Raw genomic sequence first — 26124 nt, 5'->3', positions numbered from 1 at the left:
TAAACATTTTTGGACAAAATAGCTTTTAGAACCAAAGGGTGGGATGTAATTAAACGAGGGAAAAAAGCACTGATATTTATATTTAACTATACCAGTGCTGTTTATTAAATCTTATTATGAGACTACTTACCTTGTGGGTAAGCTGACCAATCACCACCATCTAATTGTATGAATGGTCGTTGGTTAACATACATCATTATTGTGCCTTCATTTTCAGCAACTTTAGGTGCTTTAGGTAGGTTTTCAAGTAAATTAGCAACACTATTATTCCCACCAAACACATCAGTTTGCAGTGCCTTACTTACCAGCTCTGAAAGCGCAAAGTAACTTGTTGAATCATCAACCACAATTTGCGAGTAGTTTTGTACATCAGGACCTATAAATTTAATTGCTACAGGTACCGACACAATTGCTGGACTAGGGATTTCACGTAATCCTGCAAACTGTACTTTATCACCTTTTAAATTAGCGCCGTGTTCAGGCACTATCATTAACATAACGTTGCGACCACGCTTTTCTAATTTTTTTACAAATTGGTTAATATCAGCAAACAAGTTTTTATGCCTGATTGGGTATGTCTCTTTACTATTCACCCTTGGTTGATTCTCTAGCTGATTACCGTCATGTAAACTTGTGGTGTTGTAGTACATTGCACACGGCTTACAATCATCAGCTTGCTCTAACCAACCATCCAGCACAGCTTCATCTGAGTAAATAGGGCTATTATCAAAACCTCGAAGCGCCACTGGCATTGAATCGATATTAAATGGCGTGCTATCTAGGCCACCGTACTTATTTATTAAACCTTTAAACTCATCAAAATGTCCGTCGTGATTCATCACAACATTATTTTGATAACCTAGTTTCTCAAGGTTTTTAAACAAGTGGCATTGTTCAGGTGCCTCTTTAAATAATGCTGTTTGACTAGTTTGCCCACAACTAGCGCGCAACAGTCTTACCGCAGCTGGTCCACTGTATGATGTAGCCGAGTTAAAGTCTGAAAACACCACATCAAAGTCTTTATACATATCAGTAACACTTACACCAATGGCATTTAAATCAGCAACAGCCATTGAGCATATGTTCAAAATAATTACGTCAAACAGTTCACCATTTACTTGGTTCGGAAAGTGACTCATTAATAAGCTTTGTTGTTGATAAAAATCAGCTAATTTTTGATCAGGAGATTGTGCTGCCTGAGTGATCACTTGTGTTTGAGGATTACTTTGACTCTGTGTAACGGGCTCAGGGTTAGCCACATTATTAACAAATTGTGATTGAGAGTTACCCCCTTGCCATCCTACAACTAACAGCCCAACAATAGTGACTGTTGTAAAGCGTATCCATTGCGATGTATACCAAAAACATACACTAATTACGAACAAAGCCAATAACATATCAATGTTAATAACACGGGTTAATAACTCAATAAAGTAACCAAAACTAAAATCTTGAACGTTACCCGCTTGTTTAGTCAACCTGTTTATTGGTGGCAACCATGAGTCTTGGTAAAGTAATACCACAGCAAACACAGCACCTACTATATGTTTTGCCTTCTCTATTAATGGCTGTTTAAATTTAATCGCAAGCAACGCAGCAAAAGCCGCATTAGTTAATACGTTAAAATCAATTGCACCATAATAAAACAGAGCAAACTTAACTAAAAAATAAAGGTTCCAAACCCCTAAACCTGATAATTTCACTTCTTATCCTTTTTTACTGTATTTGGTGTATAAGGCTCTAGTACTTCATGTTTAAAAGTAAGCTTATAATAATATTTTGTTATTTGAGATAAAATGTATTTGCCTAGCATACAAAGCACCGCGCCAAGCACCATTGCAAGAAACACGGTAATTAAAAGCTGATTCATACTCATAAGTTATCTCTTAATTTCATTATAAAAGGCTTAGCATCTGGGCGGCTTTTGCTAGAAAATTCAGGTGTGTTAATATTTTCAGTAACGCTGTTTGCTATATCAGGTGCAAATTTATAGCTATCATTCTCGGCAAGTTTTTGCGAGAAATCTACAACACTCTTACCTTTATAAAAACGCCTTAATTGTTTACATTCTTGTTGAATGTAAAAGTGATCAGAAATTACATTTTGCTGTACAAAAAAATCGCTTGTTTTTAATTTAAACAAATGCTTAATCGCATTATCAACGTCATTCTCTCTACAAGCATGCAAATATAAATAAACTGTATTATCTGCAATACTAAATACATCACCTTCGCGTTTAATATGAAATAAATGCAAAGGGTGTATTGGGTCGATTCGTGGCAGTAATTCAAGCTTTACTAGCACACCACTCACACCTAAATTAACGGCTGAGTCACTATGAATTTCTACTTGTTTTGTAAACTCAATGAAAGGTAAATATCCTTTCGAAAAAGTGTTTTCGGTGTATTTCAATACGTCCTCAACTGAGGGAGGTAAAGGCCTAGAAAACTGAAAACCTTGAATAGATTGAATTTGTGAGAGCAACCGAGAAGGCTCTGAAAAACTATATAGAATAAGGTTTACACCCAATGTTAAAAATAAACATTCATCTTGATGGCGAATAACACCGTCTACATTCTGAATAACAAGCTTTAACCAGCGCCCACAGTTTTTTCTAAGTTCAAAACACTGCTTACCTAATAACGCTAAATCAGTGTAGCGCGTTACTGCAAAAATTAAGGTGGCTGCTTCTACCTTTGGGCCTTTATTAAATAAGTCATTATTATCTTTTACACTATTATAGTGCATTGGTAATTTAGTACCTTCGGGCACCGCACTTTGCACAAGCCAAACATCGTCTTCATCGGAAAAGTCTGAACTTTTAGGTGCTTTGCTCTCGCTTATTATTCCCTTTTGAACAACAAACTGATTATTACTTAATAATAACGGGTAATGTTCACCAGCAATAACACCCGTGCTATGGCGCCAATAATCATATTCAAGAACTCGCATTGCAGAATCATTATCAACAAAAACCAGCCCATCAAATACATTATTTAATCGCCTAACTAGAAAACGGTAGTTAGCAATATCAGGCCCAGATATTAAAAATAGTAATGTAGCTCCGGTACGACGAACAAAGTCGTTGTACTCATTCATCATCAGTTTTAAGCTTTTTTCGCCAGCACTGTTTAACTGTGTTGTATTAAAATGAACAAAAATGAGCGCTTCGTTTAGACGTTTATAAGCACTTATCTCTTTTATAATACCTGAATTGATTCGCTCAATTGAATAGTGTTGTGTTTCTGGGGCCAACGAAAAAGGATATACTCGATTATGTTCATAAGCATAATTTAACGATGCAGAAAAAGAAGAATCAAAAAATGATTCAGCCTCTTGAGAAACTATATATATATCATTAGCCAAACTTTGGTTAATTGAATGTAACGCTAATTCGATTGCAAAATTGTCTAAAGGGGCTAAAACAGCATAACTTGAAGCCGATTTTAACTCTTTTGCAGCAGGCTCTAATCCCGTTATGTTAAAGTTATGCACTTAAAATGCCCTATAAAAAATACTTTTTTACTAGTTTTAACCGTTATTCTATATATAATAGCCAAATATTGTCCACTTTTAATCAAAATAATTAAAGTAACTGTAAAGGTAAAGATGAACAACTTAACATCTAAAAACTCACAAACGTTAACATCGAGTGATATAGAAAACCTTACACTGCGTTTTGGTGGAAAGAGTGATGACTACATAGAAATAGTAAACAAGCAGCAAAATAATAATACAATTAATAAATATGCATTGCTTAAAGAGATAAACAACGAACTAAACACATACACTAGTTAAACTAAGGATAGGTAACCCCGTTGCAAAGAGTTTTCATTAAAGGTATCAAAGGCGGTTTAGGCAGTACTTCTGTAGTTGCCAATCTTGCATGCGTGCTAAAAAAGTCTGACGTTGACGTTGTTGCTATCGATTTAGATGCAAAAAGTGACTTAGGTTTACATTTTGGTTTACCGTGGAAATACACCAAAGGCTGGAGTAATGAAGTGCGCTTTGAAGATGCACTTACGCATTTTCACCAAGATAACGATGGCATTATATTTTTACCATTTGGTGATAACGACGACACTAGCACCGATAACATCACTAAAATGGTCAATAAATGCAAAAACCTAAATTATAACAACGAAGCCTGGATACTTTTTGACTGCCCTTCACATATTAACCTTTCTCACTACCCATTAGAGAAAGACGATATTGTAATTGAACTTGTTAATTGCGACGCTATTTGTCACAGCTTAATTTATAGGCGCCTGCAAAGACTTAAAAATTCAGATACCAATTGGAAACATTACTTTTTAGTTAACCGCTATAACTCTGCATCAACGCTAGAATTTGACTTATTTTCCCTATGGCAATCGACACTTCCCCTTATGGCTCCCTTTTTTATTAATAGTGACGAAGTTATTAAAGAGTCAACCGCATACAGAAATGTAGCACTTAATTGCGCGCCATATAGTGTCGCAAACGATGACTTTGAAACACTAGCTGGTTGGCTAGTTAGTAAAGCGGCCTTATAAAATGAGCATTACACTATTTTATCAGCGCCCTATTCATAGCACTTTATACTTGCTGCTGAGCATTTTATTTACTGATAAGTTAGTTCGGTACATTTTATTCAAGTTTCATAGCTACTTTAATCAACATAAAGTAAATGTAATTGAAGCTTTCTTAATGCCTTTTATTACGCTTTTAAGCTCGCTATTTATAAACATTAAACAGCATAAAATCAGCTTTGAGTTTACCCTTTATGACTACTACCCTCATTTAAGGTTGCCTTACCGAACCTATATTTACTCAAATATATTACGCTTTATTATTCAAAGTGTTTTTTTAGTGTTTTTTAAAAACCAGCTTAAATCTAGCTCAGTAAAAGAAGATGCAGTTAATTATTTCTATGATGGCGTTAGCTACCTTTTAAGGCAATTACGTTGGTTTGATTTAAAGTTAGGTAAATTATTAAAACGCCTACTATCAAAAAACAAAAAAGGCCCTAAAAAAAGTGCATTTAAAGCCATGGCTGATGCACGTGTATGGCAAAATAAATTAGTTAAATACGTCATCCTCGCGTTTATTTTATTTTTATTAGCAATATTCATTACAATTCCTTTTAGCTTGGAAGCTCAAGCCGTATTTATAAGCTTTATTTTATTAGTTGCGTATGCACTTAAACGAGTAAAAGGCCAAATGGCAACCATTGTCATGATCACCTTGTCAGTAACTACGTCTTCTCGTTACTTATGGTGGCGTTACACTGAGACTTTAAACTGGGATGATCCGCTTGCACTTGCACTAGGTGGCGGCTTACTACTTGCTGAAACATATGCATGGCTTGTACTGATTTTAGGTTTTTTTCAAACAGTTAATCCGCTTGAGCGAAAACCAGTGCCTTTACCTAAAGACACTGACCTATGGCCAACTGTTGATGTATATATTCCAACTTATAACGAGCCGTTAAGCGTTGTAAGACCCACTACTCTCGCTGCTTTAAGTATCGATTGGCCTGCAGACAAGCTAAATGTTTATATATTAGATGATGGCAAGCGCTCAGAGTTTAAGGATTTTGCAGCCGAGATTGGAGTGGGTTACTTAGCGCGTTCGGATAACAATCACGCTAAAGCCGGTAATATGAATAGCGCTATGCGTTATACCGATGGCGAATATATCGCAATTTTTGATTGTGACCACGTTCCTGCTCGCTCGTTCTTACAAATGACAATGGGACAGTTTTTAAAAGACAGTAAAGTGTGTTTGGTCCAAACACCGCATCACTTTTTTTCTGCCGATCCATTTGAGCGAAATCTTAATAACCACAGTCAAATCCCTAACGAAAACATGTTGTTTTATGGACTAATTCAAGACGGTAACGACATGTGGGATGCAACCTTCTTTTGTGGTTCTTGCGCCGTATTAAAACGAGAAGCGCTTGATAATATTGGTGGTTTTGCATTTGAAACAGTAACTGAGGATGCTCACACGGCCCTTCGTATGCAGCGCGCAGGTTATAAAACTGCATATATAAACATCCCACAAGCCGCAGGCCTTGCAACCGACAGCTTGTCAGCGCATATAGGCCAACGTATTCGCTGGGCGCGTGGTATGGCGCAAATATTTAGGCTTGATAATCCATTGATGGGTAAAGGTTTAAGCATTCCTCAACGATTATGCTATATAAACGCAATGCTGCATTTCCTATCGGGTATTCCTCGTATTGTATTTTTAACAGCTCCTTTGGCGCTAATATATTTTAATGCCTACATAATTTATGCTCCTTTTATTGCTATTTTTATCTATGTGGTACCGACACTAATTCAAATAAAAGCGACTAACTCACGTATTCAAGGTAAATACCGTTACTCTTTCTGGGGTGAAGTGTATGAGTCAGTACTTGCTTGGTACATACTAAAACCAACTACCGTTGCTTTATTTAATCCTAATAAAGGTAAATTTAACGTAACCGAAAAAGGCGGTTTAAATGATGAAGAGCATTACGACTGGGGGATTTCTAAACCGTATTTAATTCTCTTACTTATTAACTTACTTGGAATAATAGTGGGTGTATTACGTCTGTTTTTAGGTGATTCAAGCCAGATTGGCGTACTTATAATAAGTATGGGTTGGGCTTTTTATAATATTATTATTTTGGGTGCTGCGGTTGCGGTTGCTGCTGAGGCTCGCCAAGTGAGGCACTCGCATCGTATCAAGGCAAACTTTCCTGCCGGTGTTCGTTTAGCAAATGGTCATACTTTAAAAGTAAAAATAACGGATTATTCAGATAACGGTGTAGGTATAGAGACTGAACACGCACATTTATGCCGCGTTAACGATAAAATTGAATTATTAATGAGTCGCGGTAACAAGCAATTTTCGTTTACAACGTATGTATGTAATACCCGTAAAAAACAAATTGGCCTTACACTTAAAGATTTATCTCTCGAAAAGCAAAGAGCTTTTATACAATGTACTTTCTCCAGAGCAGATGCTTGGCTAGATTGGCAAAATAACTTTAGACATGACCGTCCATCGTATAGCTTCAAAGAAGTGCAAAAAACCAGTTTACGGGGCTTTAGTAATTTATTATTTCATGCCCCAAGAGCGTTACAACCTATAATTAAGTTTATGACTAATACTGTCATTTACATAAATTCATTTACTCCAAAAAAACCGATAGTGCATAATAATTATGATTAAAAAGTTACTTAATACATTTCTAACATTGTTACTTATTAGTAGCGCATATCAAGTGCTCGCTATCGAGCCTATGCACGACAAAACTATGTTTGTAAATGGCTACCCTGAGAGCGCTCAGGTTTCTAGTTTACGTCTTAGCTTTGAAAAGTTAGGGTTTAACGACTATAAACTCGACGGCGTGAATAATAATTCTCGAGTCGATTTCACAAATAGAATTGATAAATTAAGCACTAATCTAAAGCTTAACTTTTCGTACACCAACTCACCTTCATTGCTGGCTAATGTATCGCATTTAAAAGTTTATTTTAACGATAACTTAGTTACTGTTTTACCTATTAATGAGCAATTAAGTATTGTAAAAAATACGGTAAGTCATAGCCTAGACCTAAATGCTAAATACATTCAAGACTACAACCAAATTCGCTTTGAACTAGTTGGTTACTACGACTTACGATGCCAAGATTACTTTAGCCGCTCAATTTGGACTGAAATAAACAAATCAAGCCACATCACGCTTGATCAAAAACAGTTAGCAATTGATAGCCGCCTTGAATATTTACCAGAACCATTTTTTGATGCTAAAGATTACAACAAATTAAACTTACCTTTTGTATTTGCAAGTACACCTAATACACAAGCAATAGAAGCTGCAGCCACTTTATCTAGTTGGTTTGGCGCACAAGCTGACTGGCGTGGCGCTAACTTTCCAGTCGTTTTAAATAAAGCACCAGAGCAGCATAGTGTGGTGTTTATTACTAATGACTCAAAACCTGATTTTTTAAAAGATTATCCAGATGTTGAAAAGCCAACCGTCGAGCTAATTTCAAGCCCTATTCACAGATACAATAAAATGCTGTTAATTTTGGGGCGTGATGAAAAAGACTTAAAAATAGCGGTCACTGGTCTTGTATTTGGTCATAAAATTATGACTGGCCGAAGTGCAAGCATCGAAGCTATTAACAAACTCCCACTGCGTAAAGCTTATGATGCGCCGAGATGGCTAAGAAACGATCGTCCCGTGCACTTTGACGAGCTTATTGACTACCCAACTCAGTTACAAGCTGAGGGTCTTAACAACGGCCCTATAAAATTAAATGTTCGTTTTGCACCTGATTTATTTACTTGGCGTGAAAAAGGTATTCCTATTACTTTGCAATACCGTAATACCCCAGAGAGCGAAACCTTAAATTCACGTTTAAACATGCTAATAAACCAAGAATTTATAAGTGGTTTCTTACTTGATAAAAAAGACACATCGTTAACTACCGCTAAAACGTTGCTGCCTTTAATTGCTAATACAGACACAACGCAAAGCGCTGAAGACTTTTCATTAGACGGTATTAATCTTGCCAGCCGAAATGAGTTAAATTTTGACTTTAGATTTGCAGTACTTAAAAAAGGCGAATGTGCCGTTGCTCCACCTGGTGGCGAGTACGGGGTAATTGATGGAAACTCTAACATTGATGTAAGTGGGTTTGATCATTACATGGCTTTACCTGATTTAAATGTATTTGCAAATAGCGGATTCCCATTTACAAAATACGCAGACTTACAACAAACTTTAGTATTGATAGATGAAGTTCCATCACCTAAAGCACTATCTGTATTGTTTAATTTAACAGGCCACTTTGGTGCTATTACAGGCTACCCAGCTCATAGAATAAGTGTTGCTCATTTAAATGAAGATGCCAACTTAGATGATAAAGACATCTTAGTAATCGCCAAACCTAATAGCATTGCTAACAACTTAGATGAAGATGCGCAAACCAATATCCTGCTTGATAACAATCAGCGCGCTATTAAACAAGCTATATACAATGGTGCTTACGATGAGCAGACAACAGATAAAGTCCAAGTAAGTATAAAAAGTAGTGGTGATATGGCCGTTATTACTGGCTTTCAATCACCGTTTGATTCAGAGCGTTCAATTGTATCGCTTAGTGCAACATCACAAAAAGCCTTTACTCTACTAGATGATGCGTTAATGAGTTCAGAAGCTCTTGCGCAAATTAAAGGCAGTGCTGCGGTCATAAATTCTCAAGGCATTAAGACAATTAAAACTGATGAACAATATTTTGTTGGCCACATTCCTGTGCATACCCTAATTTGGTTCCATTTATCGGATCACCCATTTGTACTGGCACTATTGTCTATTTTAACACTACTGCTGATCTCATTTATTATATGGCGATTACTACAAGCATTAACATACAAGCGATTAGCTGAAGGAGATAAGTAATGAAGTCACTCATTAATGTATTTTTTACCGTGATTGCATTATTTACCTTTAATGCCAATGCACAAATAGAGCAATGCCAACCATGGGATGCATGGCAAACGTTTAAAAGTAACTTTATAAGCCAAGATGGTCGCGTTATTGATTTGGGGAGTGAGCAAAAAGTCACAACCTCTGAAGGCCAATCTTATGCCTTATTTTTTGCTGTCGTAGCAAATGACAAAGCAATGTTTGACCTAGTCCTGGATTGGACGCAAGAACATTTATCAGAAGGTGATTTAAGCACTCGTTTACCGGCATGGCAATGGGGTGTTAACAATCAAAATGTTGGCGGAATTTTAGATTCAAATCCAGCGTCTGATTCTGACTTATGGATAGCATACAGTTTATCGCAAGCTGCTATTCTTTGGGATGACCGCCGCTACAGCATATTAGCAGCCGTACTTGCGAAGCGGATAATGCGTGAAGAAACCGCCTATATTTCGGGCTTAGGTTTATCATTACTACCCGCCCCTACTGGTTTTGAATTTGATAATGAGCGTTTTAAGTTAAACCCAAGCTACTCACCGTTATTTATTTATCAGCAGTTTAAAAAGCTTTATCCACACTCGCCTTGGCATCAACTGCACGAAGGCTCAGCAAAGTTGATTTTAGATACAGCAAAGCAAGGTGTTAGCCCTGACTGGGTAATGTTTGATGCAAATAACGGCTTTTATTACGATAAAAAAACGAGCGATTTGGGCAGTTACAACGCTATTAGAGTATATTTATGGGCAAGTATGATGGCAGACAACGCACCTTATAAAAAAGAGCTATTAGCGCAATTTAACCCTTTTATAGAAACAATTAATAAACGTGGTTACGTGCCTTTAAATACTTTTGCTAAATCTGGAAAATCTGAAAAAAGAGGCCCTCTGGGCTTTAACTCAGCTTTATTACCTTTACTAGCGACTAATAACGATAATTCTACAGTAATGGCGATCCAGCAAAAACTAATGATTGATAAATCATTTACCCAGACTCGTTATTACGACAGCGTACTTAACTTATTTGGTACAAGTGCTTTAAATAAGCGTTTTTCAATTACAGCAGATGGGACGCTACAACCAGTATGGAGCACTGAATGCCGTTAAGGTTTGCCCTCGCTTGCACATTAGCGCTTAGCTCTGGATTAAGCGCTAACACAGTCAACGATATTGATACGCAATCTGTTGATTGGTTATTAAGCCAAATAGGTATTGGTGAAGCACAGCAAAATAAAAAACTAGTTGAAGATAGCTTGAGAAAGCTAGTCGCTATTGCCCCTGCCCGCATAGAAACACAGTGCGCGGTAGCGCGTTATGATTTTGCCAATGGCGAATCAGCGAAAGCCAACCAATTACTAAGTAAAATAGATAATGGGCTTACTAAACAAGCTCCGTGCGTTGAAAAGCTAAAAGTCCTTTCGCGTACTGAAGGAAAAGACAAATCTTCAATTCAGCAAGCTAAATTATTGGCTCGCGCGGGTCGTTATGAACAAGCTCGCGAAATCTATAATAATATTTTTAAAAACGTCTACCCAACATTAGATTACGAGCTTGAGCATTTAAGCTGGTATGGACAAGATAGCTCCCAATGGGAAAGTGTTAAAAAAGGCTATAATAAATTAGCTCAAAGCTACCCAAGTATTGCGCAGATAGAAATTGCTTATGCCCGTCACCTACTTAGGCGTAATCTTACAGATAAAAAAGCGATTGATATTTTAAGTAAATATGGCGCAGGCCCTACTTTTATTAATGAAGTAGAATATATTTGGCTTAGTGCTTTGCTAGAAATGCCCTTAACGGATGATACAGTTAAGCAGTATCAGCGCTATTTCACTCTTTATCCTTTTAGTAGTAAAGGTGAATTACAATACCAAGATTTTCTAAAAGATTATAAAAAACGTCAAACACTTCTTGCCGACCCCGCCTATCAGCTTTGGGTTAGGGGCGATAGATTACTTGAGAAAAATAAACTTGCTGCCGCAGAGCCTTTACTTTTAAAAGCTTTAAGGGGCCGACCGCAAGACGGCGCTATAATGCGAAGCCTTGGCACACTCTATTTACGCCTTGGTGAAAACCAAAAGTCGTATCAATATTTTACTCGTGCACAAAAGTACACAACTGAGTTCGCTGAACGTGAAACACTACAAGAATTAGCAAAAACAGCTAAGCTTTGGCTTTATATACGCGAAGCTAAAAATGCCATTAATAATAAAGAATTTAAAACGGCTAAGCTTAAGCTTGATTTAGCTGCCACCTTAGAACAAGAAACTAATACAGTAATTTATAACAAAGGTTTATTACAATTTGCTCAAGGGCAATATTCACAGGCTGCACTTACATATCAAATTGTTTTAAGAAGTGATCCACTTAATAGCAGCGCTTTAATAGGCCTACTTGAAATAGCTGAATTAGAGCAGAATGAAAAAGCCCTAACCTCTTTTTACAACAGCTTATCGTTTAATCAAAAGAAACTAATTAAAGAATCTTATTCTGTATCTTTAAGTAGTCAGTACCGCGCAAAGGCAAATACGTTTGCACAGTCGGGAGATTTAGAGCAAGCCGAAAAAGTACTAAAAGACGCTATTGAAATAGCGCCAGAACAGCCTTGGTTATACTACGATTTAGCCTTTATATACCAACAAAAGGGGTTGACAGAAGAAGCCCGCGCTTTATTTAATAATGTGCTGTGGCAATTTCCGTTAAACCCTCAGATTCGTTACAGCCACGCGCTTTTTTTACGCTCTCTTGATGACTATCAAGGTGCTATTAAAACATTGCAGTACATTCCATTTAAATCCAGAGATAAAGACATTATTGCGCTTGAACAGCAGCTGCAACTTAATGAGTCTTTGACACAAAGTGAGCGCCACCTTGATGCTAAAGATAAAGCCACTGCAATCTATCATTTAAGCAACCTAGAGGCACAAAATTTAACACCCGCTATGCAGGCAGAGTTATCGCGAAGCTGGTATCGAATTAATGAAAAAAAACACGCTATAAAACTTATAAACAAAGCACTGGAAGCTGAGCCTTCTCTTTCTGCTTATTGGCATACACTTTATGGTGAGTGGCTTTTAGAGCAAGGTGATGAAAATAAAACGAAGCAATGGTTTGAAAAGTACGTATTACCAGAGAGCGCAACTGAAAACGAAGCAACTCAATATGTACAGCTACAAAATAGCTATATTACTCAGTATTACAATGGTAGTGATTTAATCGCTAAGCTTAACCAGCTGGATCAAAAATATAAAAATACTCCAGCAACAACTACTGCCCTTATTAATGCAAATTTAGCACTTGAACAACGCGAAGCGGCCGTTATTTTGTACCAGCAAAAAGTACAAAATAAACAAACCATTGAACCTCAAGCACTACTCGCTATTGCTAATGCATACATAGAACTTGGGGACGACTTTCAAGCAAAAGAAGTTACGCAAAAAGCGATTACGCAAACCACATCGCAAGAAGGTTATTTGCAACGCCAAATCATGTCATCTCTCAATGAGTTTAATTACTCAGGGGATGCACTTTACTTAGCTAAGCAACTTGTTGAAAAGTCACCCAACGATCAAGAACTACGTTATTTAGGCGCTCAAGTAGCCAGCAAATTCAACGAAACCGAACAAGCACAATCTTGGTACGCGCAAACCCTATTTCCTAATCGTACATTAAATGAAAAAGAGCTTTACGGAGCGCTTTTAAAAATAGATGAAAACGATCAATGGTATGTAAACGGTGCTAAACGTGAGCTAATAAACGAGCAAAACAAAAACCAAGCATACATTGCCATTGGTGTTAACTTTAGTGGACAAACAAGCACCGAAAGTGAAGCAACACTTGGTGCGGGCTTAGTCCCGATTGAAGCTTACTTTCCGCTTTGGCAAGGCCAAGGGTTTATTAAAGTAGACCCGACTACTATTAGCGCACAAACAACGCGCTTTGATGAGCAATTTGCTGGCAGCCGCTATGGACAAGGTGCACTGTGTATTTTTACCTGTTCAATCAATGAAGTAACACCTGAGGAAAGTGGTGTAGATGTAGGTATTGGTTGGCAAAATGAAAACTGGCGTGTAGATATAGGTACGACCCCACTTGGCTTTTTAATTGAAGATATTGTATGGGGTGTAAATTACGCAGACAGTTTTGGTGATTTTGGATACAGCCTAGAACTTGAAAAACGCCCGGTTACAAGCTCGGTACTTTCTTATGCAGGTCTTAAAGATGTAAAAACAGGTGAAGTTTGGGGTGGTGTACGCTCTACAGGCCTAACGGCTAATGTATCTCACGACTTAGGCGGAAAATGGGGTTTTTGGTCAAGCGCCGACTTTACCCTATATAAAGGCCAAAATGTAAAAGACAACCAACGCTATCGTATGATGGGCGGTACTTATTACCGTGTAATTAGCAATCAAGAGCGTGAATTCACCGCAGGCGCTAGCTTATTACATTGGGCATACAAGTATAATTTAAGTGAAGAAACATGGGGTCATGGTGGTTATTACAGCCCACAAAACTATGTAGGTTTATCTGTGCCACTCACTTATGACGCGCGTTGGGGAGATGATTTTGTTTATCGATTAAAAACCGGTGTTTCGTACTCGCAAACAAAAACTCAATCTATTGATTTCTTCCCTAATGATGGCGATTTGCAAATAGCTGCATATGATAGAGAGTCAATAACAGGTGTTGATCCTGTATTTGAAGGTGAAACAAGTTCTGGTGTTTCATATAATCTTGAAGGTAGTTTTGAGTATAGAATAACGCCGAATTGGTTCTTTGGTGGTTACTTAGCCATCGATCGTTCTGACTTTTACGAACCAAATTTTGGTCAGCTTTATATACGTTACTACTTTAATCCTGTGTACGGAACACTTGAGTTTCCAGGCACCCCTATTGTTCCTTATGCTGAGTTTTAACTTGGCATAAGGTGATACACCGCGAACACTTCCCCTAGCACTAAGGTATATGTATACTTGAGCGCAATTGTAACTAGGATAAGGGTGTGTCTCTTACCTTGTGGTGTTACTGCCATATAGCAAATCATTATCTTAGCTACAAATAATATACTGATGGTCGAGCATTTTAGTGGTTACAAATTCTAAAATAGCTAAAGCAAAAAATTATAAGGCCATTACAACAATTCTTAAAGTTAGGAAGTAAATATGAGTTCAGCTCCAGATAGTGGTTGGTGTGGCCACCCTAAAGGACTTTCGACATTGTTCTTCACTGAAATGTGGGAACGAATGAGTTATTACGGTATGCGAGCTATGCTCGTATTATTCATGACAGCAAGCTTACAAGAAGAAGGCCTTGCCTTTACTGTTGCCTCAGCTGCTGCAATTTATGGTTTGTATACGGGCGCAGTATACTTTTTAGGCTTACCTGGTGGTTGGCTAGCTGATAGATTGTTTGGCGGTCAAAAAGCAGTATGGTATGGCGGCATAATTATTATGATTGGCCATATTATTTTGGCTATTCCACATGATTATTCTTTCTTCATTGGCTTAATATTTGTAGCAACAGGCACTGGTTTGCTAAAACCAAATATCAGTGCAATGGTAGGCCAACTATACAGTGATACAGATGAGCGTCGTGATGGCGGTTACGCTCTTTATTACATGGGTATTAACATGGGTTCTTTAATCGGTTACTACGTATGTGGTTACTTTATGGAGAACGTAGGCTGGCACTGGGCATTTGGTGCGGCAGCTGTCGGTATGGCCATTGGTTTAGTTCAGTACAAACTCACACTTAATAACTTACCAGAGCACAGCGCTTTACCTGCTAATCCACTTGGTCCTAAAGGTACTTCACGTGCATGGATTGGTATTGCTGCATTTGTAATTGCAGCTGCTGCAGTTACTACGGCTGCAATGACCGGCGCAATTGTAATCAATCCAACAGTGGTTGCAGGTTACACAGCGATTGTATTTACTATTATCTTTTTTGTTTATTTTGGTGTTATTTACTTTACAGGTAAATTAACCGATGCCGAAAAACAAAGAATGTGGGCACTATTTTTAGTCTGTATTGCTTCTGCATGTTTTTGGTCTGGCTTTGAACAAGCCGGTTCTTCATTAAACCTATTTGCCCGTGATTACACCGACCGATTTATTGGTACGTTTGAAATCCCTACAACGTGGTTTCAATCATTAAACTCACTGTTTATTATTGCTTTATCGCCATTTTTTGCAGCACTTTGGATTAACTTATCTAAAAGCTTAGTGTCACCTAGCTACAGCGTTAAATGTGCAATTGGCTTAATTATCATGGCATCTGGCTTTTTAGTTATGTTTATGGCGGCTCATTACGCAGCTGAAGGTTTAAAAGTAGCGCCTTACTGGCTTGTTACTACGTACTTTTTACATACAGTGGGTGAGCTTTGTTTAAGCCCTGTAGCGTTAAGTGCTGTAAGTAAGTTATCGCCTAGACGTTACACAGGTCAAATGATGGGTGTATTTGTATTAACTTACTCGATTGGTAATATTATTGCGGGTTTACTTGCTGGTAATTTCGATCCGAATAATGTTTCTGAAATTCCTAACTTATACTTACAAATTGCATTATTTAGCATTGGTGTTGGTGCTGTCTTAGTACTAATGACCTTTAAAGCTAAAGTATGGGAAAAACAAGGGTTAGAAGAGAAAGTCTCTTAATTGTTGTTTATTTTAATATAACAACATAACCTAAACATTCCTCCATAGCCTCTATGGGGGAATTTTTTTATTCAACTTTGCCCTGCCCCCGTTAACTGATATTATGTCCTGATTGATTATTCAATAGACCCAGGGACAGCAGTATATGCATTCATTAACATTATTACGTGCCACTCTAATAGCATTTCTCCTTATTTTTTTATCTGCCTGTGGTGGAGCCGAAGATCAAGTTACAGTAAATCCAAATGATCCTGTAGAACCTGAGCCTAGTGGCTTAATTATTACCAATGCTAATGGCTTACAAACGTCATTAGATGAAGGTAACTTTACTATCAATGCCCCTGGGGAAATAGTGGCTAACGATACTGAAATAACCTACGAAAAATTAGTCCTTGATGAGAATAATCAAGCTAAAAATATCATTTCAGATATACATACGCTTACCCCGAATACACTCCAACTTTCTAGCCCAATGACAATCACTATAAAAATACCTGACGACTATGTATTAGGCGGCCAATTAACTATTGCGCGTTTGAGCGGCGATTCTTGGTCAAGTATTACTAATTCAACGGTATCGCAAGGCTTTGTTAGTGCACAAGTAGACCAACTAGGTAGCTATGCAATAGAAATGCAACGTACTGTCGCGTTTTCTGATATTGGCCCAACCTGTGATGCAAATGCAACAGAGCAATCTGTAAGGTTTGTGCACGTTGCCGACATGCATTCTCGCTTTGGGTATCAGGAACAATATTTTAGCCGCATTAAAGCTTATTATAAAAAAGCGCTAAGCGAATCTCCGCATACATTATTTACCGATGGTGGCGATGATTACGAAAAAGGGACCGTTGCAGAGCAAATATCACAAGGCTTAGCCTCTGATGAAACCGTAAAGCTAATGGCTTTTGATTTACGTGTTTTAGGGAATCATGACTATGCATGGGGTCCTGAAAAGCTGCTTGAGTTTTCACAAGACGATAATGCCATTGTACTTGCAAGTAATACCCGGTTTGAGGGAGAACAAAATAAGAGTTTTGGCGGTGTGGACTTTGCTAAAGTACAGGTTGGCTGCATAACATTGGGTGTGTTTGGGATGACGTCAGTACCATGGGATGAACTTGACGAGCCAATTGAAGATGACCCTATTCCTGACTTTATAAAACAATTTAAAATGAGTTGGAAGTGGCAACAAATCGCACAAAGTATTGTAAGCCAATACAGCGGTGATGTTGATTACATGATAATGCTAAGCCACTTAGGTAAAGGAACTGACGTTGAGATAGCAACCAATGTGCCCGGTATAGATTTAGTGCTTGGTGGGCATACTCATGGTGGTGAAGACTTTATAGAGCTTGAAAATAATGCTTTAGTCATTCAACCAGAATTTTATGCTCGCGGAGTCACCGATTTAAATTTAGTATTTAATACTGCAGATAAAGCACTAAGTCGTTACGATTATCAACATGTAGATACGCGAACATCTATAGAACCTGACGAAGAAACCAAGCTAGCTATCGATGAAGTAATGGGCCGATATGCACCCGATGCTGATACAGAAATTGCCATTTCAGAAAACTACCCAAGTAGTTTTGAAGTTGCAGAAATAGCAGCACTTGCAACTAAACATTCAAGCTCAATCAACGCAGCGCTGCTTAACCCTGAACTTGTACAAAAAAGATGGACGCCAGGCACTGTTACACAAGAAGATTTTCACAAAGCATTTTATGTTGAAAGACAGCCTTCAAACACACCTGGCTTTAATTCGCTGTATCAAGTAACCGTTACAGGCACTGATTTAAATACAATGATTGCCAGCCAACCCGATTGGTTTGTGTTAAAGCCAGAAGATATTCAAGTAACGACAAATTATAATGTCGCTTTATTTAAAGGTCCGGCACTTAATCCAGATTTATTTTTTAGCAGTGTTACTTTTAATGATGTAAAGCCAATTGCCGAAGCATGGTGGCTACTTGATCAATACGCGCGCTTTAGAACAACTCAATGTCTTCACCTTGATACAGACACACAGCTTAATGCTTGCCAAGATGTTGCAAATATAACAACTTGGAACTTTGACGATCCAACAAACCCACTAACTCCAGACTCAGGCCCATCTGTTTTAAGCTACTTTGACCCAGAAAATGACGGTTGGGGCCCAGAAGATACACGCTATGAGACAACCACTGATCTTAATATTGCCGATTTAACTGATGGTCCTTCTGGTGTAATGGCTTTTACTCGTCACTCTCCAACAGAAGGCCTATTAATTACGTTAAACACAGCTGCAAATGGTGATTTTAAGGATGACGGGTTAGTGTCTGACTACACAATAGTTATGGATATAAACTGGCCATTGGAAACAAACGACATTTACCGCGCAATAATCCAAGCAGATACCGAAAACTACGATACAGATGACGCAGATATATTTGCAAGCCCAGACGGTGGGTACGGTGAAGCAACCAGCAATAGTGGATACTTTGGCGATACTGAACCAGGTAACTGGCATCGTATTGCCTTTGTATTTTATGCCGCACCAACAAATGGCGTATTTGAAATATACGTAGATGGTGAACTCGAAGGCGTTAAAGAAGAAGGTGAGATAAACCGTCGATGGGCACTTGATAAAACAATCCTGTTATTTACAGATAACAACTACGAAACCCGACCTGGTTACTTAAATGCATTACTCTATGCTGGTCGTGCTATGACTCGCGGTGAAATTAAAAGTATGGGCGGCGCACAACAAAAGTTGTCCTTTGAGCAACCAACGCGAGTGTTAAACCAAACGATTGAACGTCACTATCAAGCTGCGCCAGCGATAAAAACAAACCAATGGATTGAGCAACGTAACAAGTTCTTTGGTGGCAACTCTAAAAGTGTAAATAATTAAATACAACCAAGCTTTTGCTTGTTCATTCTAAAAGGAGGCTTCACGCAGGTGAACTCTCCTTTTTATTATTTAAAAACAACACATTAAGAATAAAAACCACTATTCAATCCTATACCATATAACTTCATTTTACTTAACTGTATTACAAACACGTAACTTTATAATAACCGTCCTATAAAATTTACACATACACTACACACTAAATAGTGCCCCCCTCTTCCCCAAATCAAGAATCTGGTTGATTATCTACTGCAATATGACAACAACACATAATCGCAGTGCTTAATTGCGGGAGTAATAATAATGAGTGAAGTAAATAACTATTTAGGTTTAGTCGGTATTGAATTTACCGAGTACGCAACACCTGATGCTGATTATATGGATAAAGTATTTACTGATTTTGGCTTCTCTAAGCTTAAAAAATTCAAAGGTAAAGACATTGTTTATTACAACCAAAACGATATTCATTTTTTACTGAATAACGAGCGTGAAGGTTTTTCTGCAGAATTTGCTAAAAGCCATGGCCCTGCTATTTGTTCAATGGGTTGGCGTGTTGAGAATGCGCAAAAAGCATTTGAAACTGCAGTAGAGCGTGGTGCAAAACCAGCCACTGATTCAACACATAAAAACATGCCTTACCCTGCAATTTATGGCATTGGCGACAGCCTAATTTACTTTATTGAAAATTTTGGCGACAAAGGCACTATTTACGAAAGTGATTTTGAAGATTTAGAAACGCAAAATGTTGTAGAAGATAAAGGCTTTATCCGAATCGATCATTTAACCAATAACGTTTATAAAGGCACCATGGAAAAATGGGCTAACTTTTATAAAGACGTATTTGGTTTTACAGAAGTACGCTACTTTGACATTAAAGGTCAAAAAACAGCGCTTATTTCGTATGCACTAAAATCACCTTGTGGCACCTTCTCTATTCCAATAAACGAAGGTAAAGGTAACGATAACAACCAAATTGATGAATACCTTGGTGAGTACAACGGCCCAGGCGTTCAACATTTAGCGTTTTTAACAGATGACCTAGTAAGTTCTCTTGATAAGCTTGATAAATCAACAATTGCAACGCTCGATATTATCCCAGAGTACTACGATACTATTTTTGACCGAGTACCTTGGGTTGCTGAAGATAAAGAAAAAATTCGTAAGCACCAGATACTCGTAGATAGCCAAAGTGAAAATTGTTATTTATTACAAATTTTCTCTAAAAACTTATTTGGTCCAATCTTTATAGAAATGATCCAACGCGTTGATGATGGTGGCTTTGGTGAAGGTAACTTCCAAGCATTATTTGAATCAATCGAACGCGACCAAGAGCGTCGCGGCGTTTTATAAAATATTTGAGTAAATTAAAAGCAGCGAACTTCGCTGCTTTTTGTCGTTTTAATATTTAAAAAGTATGGCGCCAAGTACAAGTATGATTAAATAAACTATACCTTGTCGCCATACAGTAAAATCCAAAGGAAATGTAATGAGCCTAATTAACGAAACCCACGATATTAATTTAACCAGCTGGGTAGAGTCAGCTAATGTTGATAATTGCGACTTCCCTATTCAAAACTTACCGTTTGCAGAGTTTCGCCGTAAAGGGTCTGATGAGGCCTTTCGTGGTGGTGTTGCAATTGGTGACCAAGTAATTGATTTAGCAAAACTGAGTAAATTAAATGTTTTAACAGGTGACGCTAAAACAGCCGCTGATGCAGCAAGTGAAGCAACTCTAAATACATTTATGGGTTTAGGGGGGCAGTATTGGTCAGCACTGCGTTTAGCCCTTTCAAAAGCACTAAGAGCAGGCTCTGAGCACCAACAAGCACTTAGGGATACGCTTGTTGCACAATCTGATATAGAGTTTTCTTTGCCTTGTCGTATCGGTGATTACACTGACTTTTACACTTCTATTTATCATGCTACAGCCGTAGGCAGTTTATTTCGCCCTGACAACCCATTATTACCTAACTATAAATGGGTACCCATTGGTTACCATGGTCGTTCTTCATCTATTGACGTATCAGGTCAAACATTTCATCGCCCTAAAGGCCAAACTAAAGCGCCTGATGCAGAAGTGCCGTCATTCGGTCCTTGTAAACGTCTTGATTACGAATTAGAACTAGGTATTTACTTAGGTAAAGGCAATGCACTGGGCGATGCAATCGCTATCGAAAATGCAGAAAACCACGTATTTGGCTTTTGTGTATTTAACGATTGGTCAGCACGTGACTTGCAAGCGTGGGAATACCAACCGCTTGGTCCTTTTTTAGCTAAAAACTTTGCCTCAACTGTATCGCCTTGGATTGTTACAACCGAAGCGCTAGCGCCTTATAGAACAAGCTGGACGCGTGATGAAAACGATCCACAGCCTATGGACTATTTAGAGTCAAAAGCGAATCGCGACCAAGGTGCTTTTGATATTCAAATGGATGTTAAAATCCAAACGCAAAAAATGCGTAGCGAAGGCCATAACCCAACGCGTGTATCAACATCTAGCTTTAAGCACTCTTACTGGACTGTGGCACAAATGGTTACTCACCACACAGTAAATGGCTGTAACTTTATGCCAGGTGACATGTTAGGTTCGGGCACTCAGTCTGGTCCAACGCACGAAGAAGCGGGTTCTTTACTTGAACTATCTCGTGGCGGTAAAGAAAAAATTACGCTAAGCAATGGCGAACAACGTAGCTTTTTAGAAGATGGCGATAACGTTATTATGCGCGGCTGGTGTGAAAAAGAAGGCTATGCACGCATAGGTTTTGGCTCTGTAGAGAGCACAGTACTGCCTACAAAGTAATACGAGTATTAAAAAAATTATTAAAAGGGCTGCTTACTAAAAGCAGCCCTTTTTTATTAATTTTTGAACAGTTACAATTTTTTTCTAGCTTTTTTAACTCAAATTGCTATCTTAATTCGGTTAATAGCCAGTGTTTATATGCCATGTCAGTATTTATAAAGTCTTTTTATCATAAATTTTTCCCAGCTCGTCAGCTACTTATTCGCCAAAATGGCGAAGTTAAGCATGTTGTTTTAGCCTCTTGGTTTCAACTTCTTGTAGCATCGCTTATTTTAGCCACTTTTATTTGGCTGAGTATTTCGAGCTTTCGTGTTTACACACAAACTAATAAAATATCTGACATAGAACAAAGTCAAATAAACAAGCAAACACTTTGGCAACAAAAAGTCAGTGAGCAACAAGCCCTTCAAGCAACGCAGTTAGAGCAACTTGCGATACTTGAGCAAAAGCAGGCGCTACTGCAAAGCATGATAGAGTCCCTTCCTGCTTCAATTAGCAAAGATGTTATTAAGCTTGATACAGAACTTGATGTACCTATTAATGAAAATGGCAATGAATTTCATGAGCCATTAGTCGATGAAAATCAAAAAGGTAAACAAGCACAGTTAATCGTTCCAATTACATTCGCAACAAGAGTGGCCAACTTAAATAATCATTATGAGCAAAGCTTTACCTATTTAGATAACCAAATTAGTGAACGTCATCAAGCCATTTTAGCTATGGTCAAAGGCGCAGGAATTGAGTCAGCGCTTGAGCAACACTTAATATTAAGTGCCCAAACAACCGCACAAGGTGGCCCACTTGATACATTTAACGAAACAAAAATTCCAAGCCACTTTTTAGCCATCGTTGATAAGTTATTAGCATTAAATAATTTAGAAAACTTTTTAACTGAACTACCAAACACCCTCCCCTTAGCTAAAGCTAAATATTATATTTCGAGTAGTTTTGGTCTTAGAAAAGATCCAATGAATAGTAATCATGCCTTTCATAAAGGAATTGATTTAGCCGGTTGGCATAAAACCGAGATATTTGCCCCAGCAGACGCTGTAGTGCTTCGTGCCGGTCGCAATGGTGGTTATGGTAACTTTATTGAGCTTGAACATAAAAATGGCTTAGTGACTCGATTTGGACACTTAAATAAAATTAAAGTAAAGAAAGGTCAATCAATCACTAAACATGATGTAATCGGTTTAATGGGCAGCACAGGCAGAAGTACAGGTACTCATTTACACTACGAAGTATTACTTAACGGTAAACAAGTCAATCCTCTAAAAATAACAAAGGCGCTTTCTCGTGTTTGGTAGAAAAAAACAAAAAACAGTTAGCTCTAATTTAAAAAGAGTAAATCACACTCCGTCTATTATTTCTGAAGACGTACGCCTTACAGGCACTTTAGTTAGCCAAGGTGAAGTACAGCTTGATGGCCGCATTGATGGCGATATAAAAGTGGAGCATTTAGTTATTGGCTCAACGGGTGTTGTTGAAGGTATTGTTGAAGCTAAAAGCGTTATTGTTAAAGGCAAAGTTATTGGCTCAATTAATGCCAGTGAAGTGAAAGTACAAAGTGGCGCTCATGTTCATGGCGATGTGTTTCACGATACATTGAGTATTGATGCAGGTGCAGTAATTGAAGGCAGTTTAAAACAGCGCTTTGAAAAAGAAGAGCCGGAACTAATTTCAAAAGAACTAAAACCCGCAAAAGAAGTTAAAGCATTATTGAAAGAAGATGGCAGCGACTTATCATTTGTAAATAAACAAGCCGCTGATAAAAACTAAGTAGAATCAGCTTTACGTAAGTTACCTTTTTTCAGTAATGTACATTGTAATATCTGCAGTGAAAACAAGCTCATTGCGGGTATTATACAGTTTAACCGGTACTACTAAGTCTTCTTTATCAATCCACTTATGCGGTAAATCAATTTCAGCGACTGCCCTTACATCTGTATCTACTTTAGCCAAATACCTAACTGTCATGCCTTTTGGGATCCAACGATGCGTTTTAACTGGCACTGTTGCATCAACCATTACACCTGCACACAATTCAGCTAAGTTACACTGCGCAATAGCATGAATAGTTCCAATATGATTATGAACGCTGCGACGATTTTTAACCAACGCACTACAATGCCCTTCTCGAAGGTCGAGCACGTAAGGTTTCATTGAACCAAAATATGGCGCTTTAAAGCAAACAGCTTTAGTAAAAAGCCAATTCCCAAAAGGTAGACGCTTAAATTTATGCCATGTTTGTACAAGTGCAGATTTATTACTCATTATTATTTTCCATCAACAGTTACTTTTTTCAAATTAACACATCAGACCAGTTTTAAAAAGTGCATTTACACTGCCTTTTTAGCTTAATCCAATCAAAAAATAAAAATGACAACCTATGCAGGGGTCATAAGCCCTTTCTTTTTTACGAGTGCCCACCTAAAATACTCGGCAAAAGGAGACTCAATGCAAACACAGCCCGCTAAACCTAATATGACTTTGTTACTTATCCTAGCGTTACTCGTTATATTTTGCCCTATGGCAATCGATATTTACTTACCCGCTTTTCCTACTATTGCAGAACAATTTGCAGTTACAGAACAACAAGTTCAGCAAACCGTTGCTATTTTTATGCTAACAGTAGGTTTAGGCCAATTAATTGCGGGGCCTTTGGCCGATAGGTTTGGCCGAAAGCCAGTGGCTATAGTAGGTATAAGTTTATATGCAGGCTCAGCATTACTTGCCTATTACTCGCCTTCTTTTGAAGTATTGATGATTGCACGTGCCCTGCAAGGTTTTGGAGCCTGTGCCACATTTGTTGTCGCATTTGCGATAGTACGTGACAAATATGGCAGTGAACGAAGTGGACAAATGATTACCTACCTTAACGGGATTGTGTGCTTTATTCCGGCAATGGCACCTATTTTAGGAGCTTGGCTTACCGTACAATTTGGTTGGCGTATGAACTTTATGTTTTTAACCGCGTTTGCCATTGTAGGGCTTGTTGTTACGCTATTCTTTTTTAGAGAAACTCGTCCTGCTGATAGCCATTATCAGGGGCATATTTTAGATTTACGTCGCTTTACACCTATTATAAAAACACCGGTATTTTTGTTTAATAGCCTAATTTGCATGGTCTCAATGTCGGCAATATTAGTTTATGTGACGCTAGCTCCAGGCTGGCTTATTACGCATTTAGGCGGCACTGTAGCCGACTTTACTTTTTGGTTTACGTTAAACGCCGTAATAAGTATTGTCGCTAGTTTTATTTTACCAACGTACATTAAACGAAATAGCCAACGTGCTTTGCGTGTCGGTGTGAGTGTACTGGTTTTTTCAGGTGTTTTAATGCTAGCCCTTAGCGGTATAGAGACGGCATTTGCGCTTATGTTACCTATTTTAATTGCAGCATTAGGCTTTGCTCTAAGTTTAGGCTCAGCTGCAGGTATGGCTCTGTCGAGTTTTCCTAAACAAGCAGGCACAGCCTCGGCATTACTTGGTGCTATGCAAATGAGTGGCGCGAGTATACTCGTTGTTTTAACCCAATATTTGGGGTTAAGTACACCGTGGTTAATTGCTTTTCATTTATTATTACTAGTTCCGCTTTGGATTATTTTAATGAGCAAAAAAGCACATACTTTACACCCAACTAAAAGCGCTCAATGATCAATCCTGATTTTTTAGCCTCGTTTTTATTAGCCAGCTTTTTAATGGCTGTAGCACCTGGGCCATCAAATGCATTTTTGATGGCACAAACATTTGCTAATGGTCGAAGCGCCGGTATGCAAAGTGCTTTTGGTTTTGCATTAGGTGGGGTTATTCATACTCTATTTGCTGTTGTAGGCCTAAGCGCAGTCCTAAAAGCTTCCCCAAGTGCCTATGCCGCAGTGCAATATGTAGGCGCAGCATATTTATGTTATTTGGGATTTATGATGATTAAAGGCACGCTAAAGCAGCCAGAGCCTATATCTGATGACAAGCAAACCGATAAACCGCATATAAGTACCAGTAAAAAAAGTAATGTCATGTTTCAAGCCATGATGACTGAAGTGCTAAACCCTAAAGTGGCGCTGTTTTTTATTGCATTTATTCCGCAATTTGTAGATCCAACGCTTTCATCTGCTACTTTTCAACTCGCTTTTTTTGGCTTGCTTTACCCTATTTTTGCTTTTCCGATTGACTGCACGTATATTTATTTTGGCGACAAAATTGCACAGTTTTTTAGACGTAACCCAAATAGCCAACTTTGGATTGATAGGATCACCGGCATTGTATTTATAGCCCTTGCTATCAATCTATTATTTTAACTAACCTGC

Annotated in this window: 17 protein-coding genes; 14 read left to right on the top strand and 3 right to left on the bottom strand. The window is 38.1% G+C overall.

Translation table 11 applies throughout. The features are described 5' to 3' along the window. Positions 1–122: 122 nt before the first annotated feature. Positions 123–1703, bottom strand: coding sequence for a cellulose biosynthesis protein BcsG (gene bcsG, locus GQR38_RS02450; protein ID WP_024607285.1), 1581 nt, complete (start codon positions 1701–1703; stop codon positions 123–125). Positions 1704–1872: 169 nt separating this feature from the next. Beyond that, positions 1873–3495 (bottom strand): cellulose biosynthesis protein BcsE, encoded by a 1623-nt coding sequence (gene bcsE, locus GQR38_RS02445; protein ID WP_165721320.1) that lies wholly within the window; start codon positions 3493–3495, stop codon positions 1873–1875. A gap of 114 nt (positions 3496–3609) precedes the next feature. Here bcsE and bcsR point away from each other — a divergent pair, with 114 nt between their 5' ends. From bcsR to GQR38_RS02385, 12 genes are all read left to right on the top strand, one after another. Continuing rightward, positions 3610–3798 carry a BcsR/BcsP family cellulose biosynthesis protein gene (gene bcsR / locus GQR38_RS02440; RefSeq protein ID WP_007581346.1) on the top strand — a complete coding sequence of 63 codons (189 nt, stop codon included), beginning with the start codon at positions 3610–3612 and terminating at the stop codon, positions 3796–3798. 20 nt (positions 3799–3818) lie between these two features. Beyond that, positions 3819–4535 carry a cellulose biosynthesis protein BcsQ gene (bcsQ, locus tag GQR38_RS02435; RefSeq protein ID WP_165721319.1) on the top strand — a complete coding sequence of 239 codons (717 nt, stop codon included), beginning with the start codon at positions 3819–3821 and terminating at the stop codon, positions 4533–4535. Position 4536: 1 nt separating this feature from the next. Continuing rightward, entirely contained in the window at positions 4537–7206 is a 2670-nt protein-coding gene (gene bcsA, locus GQR38_RS02430; RefSeq protein ID WP_007581342.1) for a UDP-forming cellulose synthase catalytic subunit, read from the top strand. After that, entirely contained in the window at positions 7199–9445 is a 2247-nt protein-coding gene (gene bcsB / locus GQR38_RS02425; protein WP_165721318.1) for a cellulose biosynthesis cyclic di-GMP-binding regulatory protein BcsB, read from the top strand. The genes bcsA and bcsB overlap by 8 nt, the downstream gene beginning before the upstream one ends. Next, positions 9445–10575 (top strand): cellulose synthase complex periplasmic endoglucanase BcsZ, encoded by a 1131-nt coding sequence (gene bcsZ / locus GQR38_RS02420; RefSeq protein ID WP_165721317.1) that lies wholly within the window; start codon positions 9445–9447, stop codon positions 10573–10575. Before bcsB ends, bcsZ begins: the two co-directional genes overlap by 1 nt. Continuing rightward, positions 10566–14384, top strand: coding sequence for a cellulose synthase subunit BcsC-related outer membrane protein (locus GQR38_RS02415; RefSeq protein WP_165721316.1), 3819 nt, complete (start codon positions 10566–10568; stop codon positions 14382–14384). The genes bcsZ and GQR38_RS02415 overlap by 10 nt, the downstream gene beginning before the upstream one ends. A gap of 246 nt (positions 14385–14630) precedes the next feature. After that, positions 14631–16124, top strand: a complete 1494-nt coding sequence (locus tag GQR38_RS02410) for a peptide MFS transporter (protein ID WP_007581335.1) — start codon at positions 14631–14633, stop codon at positions 16122–16124. Positions 16125–16269: 145 nt separating this feature from the next. Further along, entirely contained in the window at positions 16270–19017 is a 2748-nt protein-coding gene (locus tag GQR38_RS02405) for a metallophosphoesterase (RefSeq protein WP_165721315.1), read from the top strand. A 303-nt stretch (positions 19018–19320) separates the two neighbouring features. Then, a complete protein-coding gene (gene hppD, locus GQR38_RS02400) occupies positions 19321–20367 on the top strand; it encodes a 4-hydroxyphenylpyruvate dioxygenase (RefSeq protein WP_010555129.1) in 1047 nt (348 codons plus the stop codon). 136 nt (positions 20368–20503) lie between these two features. Further along, positions 20504–21817 carry a fumarylacetoacetase gene (fahA, locus tag GQR38_RS02395; RefSeq protein ID WP_165721314.1) on the top strand — a complete coding sequence of 438 codons (1314 nt, stop codon included), beginning with the start codon at positions 20504–20506 and terminating at the stop codon, positions 21815–21817. A 143-nt stretch (positions 21818–21960) separates the two neighbouring features. Further along, the gene (locus GQR38_RS02390; protein WP_165721313.1) at positions 21961–23124 is read left to right on the top strand and encodes a M23 family metallopeptidase; all 1164 of its coding nucleotides are present in this window, start codon (positions 21961–21963) and stop codon (positions 23122–23124) included. Continuing rightward, positions 23114–23596 (top strand): polymer-forming cytoskeletal protein, encoded by a 483-nt coding sequence (locus GQR38_RS02385; protein WP_007581324.1) that lies wholly within the window; start codon positions 23114–23116, stop codon positions 23594–23596. Before GQR38_RS02390 ends, GQR38_RS02385 begins: the two co-directional genes overlap by 11 nt. Before the next feature lie 21 nt (positions 23597–23617). On the opposite strand, the gene GQR38_RS02380 is transcribed toward GQR38_RS02385, so the two are convergent. Then, entirely contained in the window at positions 23618–24091 is a 474-nt protein-coding gene (locus GQR38_RS02380; protein WP_007581322.1) for a hotdog fold domain-containing protein, read from the bottom strand. A gap of 183 nt (positions 24092–24274) precedes the next feature. Here GQR38_RS02380 and GQR38_RS02375 point away from each other — a divergent pair, with 183 nt between their 5' ends. Next, positions 24275–25474 (top strand): multidrug effflux MFS transporter, encoded by a 1200-nt coding sequence (locus tag GQR38_RS02375; protein ID WP_101164158.1) that lies wholly within the window; start codon positions 24275–24277, stop codon positions 25472–25474. Next, positions 25471–26115, top strand: coding sequence for a LysE family translocator (locus tag GQR38_RS02370; protein WP_101164159.1), 645 nt, complete (start codon positions 25471–25473; stop codon positions 26113–26115). The genes GQR38_RS02375 and GQR38_RS02370 overlap by 4 nt, the downstream gene beginning before the upstream one ends. Positions 26116–26124: the final 9 nt, after the last annotated feature.

The sequence above is a fragment of the Pseudoalteromonas sp. c7(2019) genome (genome assembly GCF_011378625.1).
GTDB lineage: Bacteria > Pseudomonadota > Gammaproteobacteria > Enterobacterales > Alteromonadaceae > Pseudoalteromonas > Pseudoalteromonas arctica.
The sequence above is the reverse complement of the archived record's forward strand: the minus strand, read 5'-3'. Positions and strand labels throughout refer to the sequence as shown.